Raw genomic sequence first — 4252 nt, forward strand, 5'->3', positions numbered from 1 at the left:
CCGGAGTGCGGCGGAGCCGCACCACACGGCGCTGTGCGCCGTTCCGGAGTGCGACGGAGCCGCACCACACGGCGCTGTACGCCCCTTCGACCGGCTCAGGCCAACCCCGAGCCCAACCGTGGAGCCGCGCCATCGAGACTCCTCCACAATGGGGCCCTTGAGCGCGATCTGTCTCGCCTGCAGCCCTGCGTCAGTACAAGGACCCCATGACGTCAACACGGCCAGCGCCGCTTCAAGCCGCGGGTAGTATAGCCGCCGCCCTGTGACGTGTCAAGCGCGAGGCCGGCATGGTCTGATCGGGAAATTGTGCGGCGACGCGCCGTGTCTTTCAGCGGCCCGGTCGACCCGTATTCCCGGCAGACCCGCCGCGGACTTGGTCCCGTGGTCTCGTCCAAGGAATATGCATCCCCCAGGCGAAGTATAGTTATGTGTGGGTTTCAACCTGCGCGATTCTCACGGAGGATTCCTCATGTCCCAGCTTGCAGTAAACGGCGGCGAACCGATTGCGCCGCGCGGCCTGCGCGCAACTTGGCCCATCTTCGATGATCGCGACCGCCAGGCGCTCCTGCGCGCGCTTGATTCCGGCAATTGGTGCCGCCTGAACTGGGCGGACCCCAAGGATTCGGAGGTGGCGCAGTTCGAGGTCGAGTTCGCGCGGCTGCACGACGCGAAGCACTGCGTCGCGGTCGCCAACGGCACGGCGGCGATCGAGGTCGCCCTCAAGGCCGGGGGCATCGAAGCCGGCGACGAGGTGCTTGTGCCCGCCGTCACCTTTATCGCCTCCGCGATCGGGATCATCCTCGCGGAGGCGGTACCCGTATTCGTGGACATTGATCCGGAGACGTATCAGATCAACCCGGCGGCCATGGAGGCCGCGATTACGGACAAGACGAAGGCGGCGGTAGTCGTGCACTACGGCGGCTACCCGGCCGATATGGACGCCATCGCCGAGATCGCCAAGCGCCGCCACCTGTTTATCGTCGAGGACTGCGCGCACGCGCACGGCACGGAATGGCGTGGGCGCAAGGTGGGAGCGCTGGTTGACGCGGGAGCCTTCAGCTTCCAGGCCAGTAAGACGCTCAACTGCGGCGAGGGGGGCGCCGTCATCACGGACAGCGAGGAGCTGGCAGGGAAAGCGTTTTCCTACCATCACATCGGGCGCGTCGCCGGGCGTCCGTTCTACGAGCATCACATCGCGGCGCCCAACTACCGCCTCACCGAGTTCCAGGGCGCATTGCTGCGCAGCCAGCTCGAGAGCTTGCCGCAGCAGACCGAGCAGCGCCACCGCAACGCCATGCGCCTGTCGGCGGCGCTTGCGGATATGCCGGGCGTCGCGCCGCTCAAGCCGGACGAACGCATCACACAGCAGGGGTATTACTTCTATCTCTTCCGTTTCCTCAAGGACCACTGGAACGGCGTCACCCGCGACCGATTTCTGGAGGCCATGCGGGCCGAGGGCACGCCGGCCGGGGACGGCTACGGCATCCCGATCCACAAGAACCCCGTGTTCCAGCAGCACAGCTTCGGGCGCACCGGCTGCCCGGTGGACTGCCCGCATCACGGCGGCAAGGTTGACTACACCAAGGTCGTGCTGCCCGTCGCTGAGCGCGTGATGGCCGAAGAGCAGGTGGCCATCCGTAAGGACCTGCTGATGGACGCGGAGAATATAGACCTCATCGTCGCGGCAATCGAGAAGATCTATCGCAACCGCGACGAGCTGCGGGGCTAGCGGCGTGATGCCCCCGGCTACGGCCGGCGTCATTCCGAGCCTTAGAACTGCGCTTAGGGCTGACTCCGCGAGGCTCGCCTTGCCAGGGTGGGCTTTTCCGTGTGCGCCGGGAGCAGACAAGTCCGGCACAGGTCTCGGCAGTCAGGAAACGATCAATGCTCCATATGCGCCATAACATGCACATCCACACCTTCCGCTCGGGGTGCGGTCAGCCGGAGATGGTCATCTCCGACATCGTTGACCGCGCGATCGAGTGCGGTCTCGAGGTCATCGGGCTCGCCGACCACGTCAACCTCGGCAGCGAGCGCGAGATATCCTTCTTGCACGAGGACCGGCGCGACGTCGAGCGCTTGCAGCCGCGGCTGAAGGTGCTCGTGGGCACGGAAGTCACCATGCTTTCGACTGAGCGCCCGGCGATCACCACCGAGCAGGCCGAGGGCCTGGACTTCGTGATGATCGCGGCGAACCACTATCACCTCACCGACATCGTCCAGCAGCCGCCCGAGCTATCGGCGGAGGCGATCGCCGAGCACGGGCTGGCGATGCTCGAAGGCGCGATCGAGAGCGGCATGGCCGACATCATCGCGCACCCCCTGGTGCTGACCAAGGTGGGCTGGTTCACGCCCGACGATATCATGAAGCTGCTCACCCGCGAGCGGCTGGCGCCCGTGTTGCGCAAGGCCGGCGAGCGCGGCACCGCTATGGAACTGAACCCGCGCCTGGTCGATCGGCACGCGGAGTTCTACGCGACGTTCATCCCGGCGTGCAAGGAGCACGGAGTCCGCTTCGCGCTCGGCAGTGACGCGCATTCACTGGACGTTATCCCCTATGCCGATGACGGCGTGTACCACGGCGCCGGCCCCGACGACCTAGCCGCGCTCGGCGTCGAGGAAGGTGACTTGATAGACCCGGCCGGTTGGCCGCGGCGCTGAAGTCGCAGAGCCCGACCGGGCAAACCCGTTCCAGGAGCATACCATGACCAAGCAGCAAACCACCGTCGGATTCATCGGCCTCGGCCACATGGGCAAGCCCATGGCGCGAAACCTGCTGCAGGCGGGCTTCCCCGTCGTAGCGCACAACCGCAGCCGCGCGCCGGTGGAGGAAGTCGCCAAGGACGGCGCGCAGCCCGCTTTCTCCCCGCGCGAAGTCGCGGAGAGGTCCGACATCGTCATCACCATGCTGCCCGATTCGCCTGACGTCGAACTCGTCGTGCTGGGCGCCGACGGGGTGATCGAGGGCGCGAAGGCGGACCAAGTGGTCGTGGATATGAGCACCATCTTGCCGCGCTCGAGCCGAGATATCGCTGCGCGATTAGCAGACAAGGGTGCGGCGATGCTCGATGCGCCGGTGAGCGGCGGCCCGCAAGGCGCCGAGGCGGCGACGCTCTCCATCATGGTCGGCGGGCCGAAGGATGCCTTCGACCGCTGCCTGCCAGTTCTCCAAGCGATGGGCAAGCAGATCGTGTACATGGGCGAGAGCGGCAGCGGCTCGATGGCGAAGCTGTGCAATCAAGTTGCGTGCGTGCTCAATCTGCTCGGCGTGAGCGAAACGCTCGTGCTCGCGCGAAAGGCGGGGCTGGATCCGGAGCGGCTGCTGGAGGCGATCACCGCGGGCGCGGCGTCGTCGTGGATGCTCAACATCCAGGGGCCGAAGATGGTGGCGCGCGACTTCGCGCCGGGGTTCTTCGTTCGGTTGCAGCAGAAGGACCTGCGGCTGGTGTTGAGCACGGCGGAGGAACTCGGCCTGCCGCTGCCCGGAACCGCGCTCGTCCAGCAGCTATTCCGCGCGCTGGAGGCGAGCGGTGAGGCCGAACTCGGCACCCAGGCGCTGATCAAAGCGGTGGAGCGGCTAGCGGCGATGCCCTAGCGCGCGGGGCTCTGAGCCGGCGCGGCGGCCGCGCGTCCGGTTCGTCACGGGCCGAGGGTGGACGGCCCGATCCACAACGACGCAATGTCATACGGACGGTTGCGCGACGCCAGCGCCTCGCTGCGTCCGGTTAGCCAGTGGACGATGTGCGGGTAGCACTCGGAGAATGATTGCGCCCTGGGCTGGAAGTGATCGAGGCCGGGCATGCGGACCAGTTCGACGTCGCACCGGCGGGCCCGCAGCGCGTCGCGCATTTCGGCGCTTTGGCTCACCGGGATGACGGTGTCCTGTTCGCCGTGGATGAGGAGCGTCGGCGGGAAGTCGTCGCGCAGGGCGTACAGCGGCGACGCGGCGCGCCGGTCTGCGTCACCCAACAGCGCGTCAACCCAGCGGCCGTGTAACGAAGTCAAGTCCTGCGGGCCGCCGATGGAGACGACGCCGTCAACGGTGTAGGGCCGCTCGGCGGCGTGCATCTCCGCGAACAGCGCGCCAGCGGACACGCCGACGAGGAAGATGCGCGTCCCGTCGCAGGACAGCTCCCGCGACCTAGCGTGGAACGACTCGATCGCGGCGGCGACATCATCCACCGCGGCCGGCCAGCGGTGCTCGGGCGCGAGGCGGTAGTTGATGCTGACGGTGACGAAGCCCGCATCGGCC

At 67.1% G+C, this 4252-nt stretch carries 4 protein-coding genes; 3 read left to right on the plus strand and 1 reads right to left on the minus strand.

The window, feature by feature from the left end; genetic code table 11:
- Positions 1–469 precede the first annotated feature (469 nt).
- The 3 genes from JSV65_07090 (at position 470) to JSV65_07100 (ending at position 3595) form a co-directional block, all read left to right on the plus strand.
- Entirely contained in the window at positions 470–1729 is a 1260-nt protein-coding gene (locus tag JSV65_07090; protein UCH36114.1) for a DegT/DnrJ/EryC1/StrS family aminotransferase, read from the plus strand.
- Between the two features lie 155 nt (positions 1730–1884).
- Entirely contained in the window at positions 1885–2661 is a 777-nt protein-coding gene (locus JSV65_07095; protein UCH36115.1) for a PHP domain-containing protein, read from the plus strand.
- Between the two features lie 43 nt (positions 2662–2704).
- Complete coding sequence (locus tag JSV65_07100) at positions 2705–3595, plus strand: NAD(P)-dependent oxidoreductase (protein UCH36116.1); 891 nt, start codon at positions 2705–2707, stop codon at positions 3593–3595.
- Positions 3596–3639: 44 nt separating this feature from the next.
- On the opposite strand, the gene JSV65_07105 is transcribed toward JSV65_07100, so the two are convergent.
- Positions 3640–4252 (minus strand): alpha/beta hydrolase fold domain-containing protein (locus JSV65_07105; protein UCH36117.1); only part of this gene is annotated, 613 nt, incomplete at its 5' end.

It is taken from the genome of Armatimonadota bacterium, assembly GCA_020354555.1.
In the GTDB taxonomy this organism is placed as follows: domain Bacteria; phylum Armatimonadota; class Hebobacteria.

What these genes read in the sequence shown, in the direction of transcription:
- JSV65_07090 (UCH36114.1), top strand. Translation starts at nt 470, where the DNA reads ATGTCCCAGCTTGCAGTAAACGGCGGCGAACCGATTGCGCCGCGCGGC.
- JSV65_07100 (UCH36116.1), top strand. Translation starts at nt 2,705, where the DNA reads ATGACCAAGCAGCAAACCACCGTCGGATTCATCGGCCTCGGCCACATG.
- JSV65_07095 (UCH36115.1), top strand. Translation starts at nt 1,885, where the DNA reads ATGCTCCATATGCGCCATAACATGCACATCCACACCTTCCGCTCGGGG.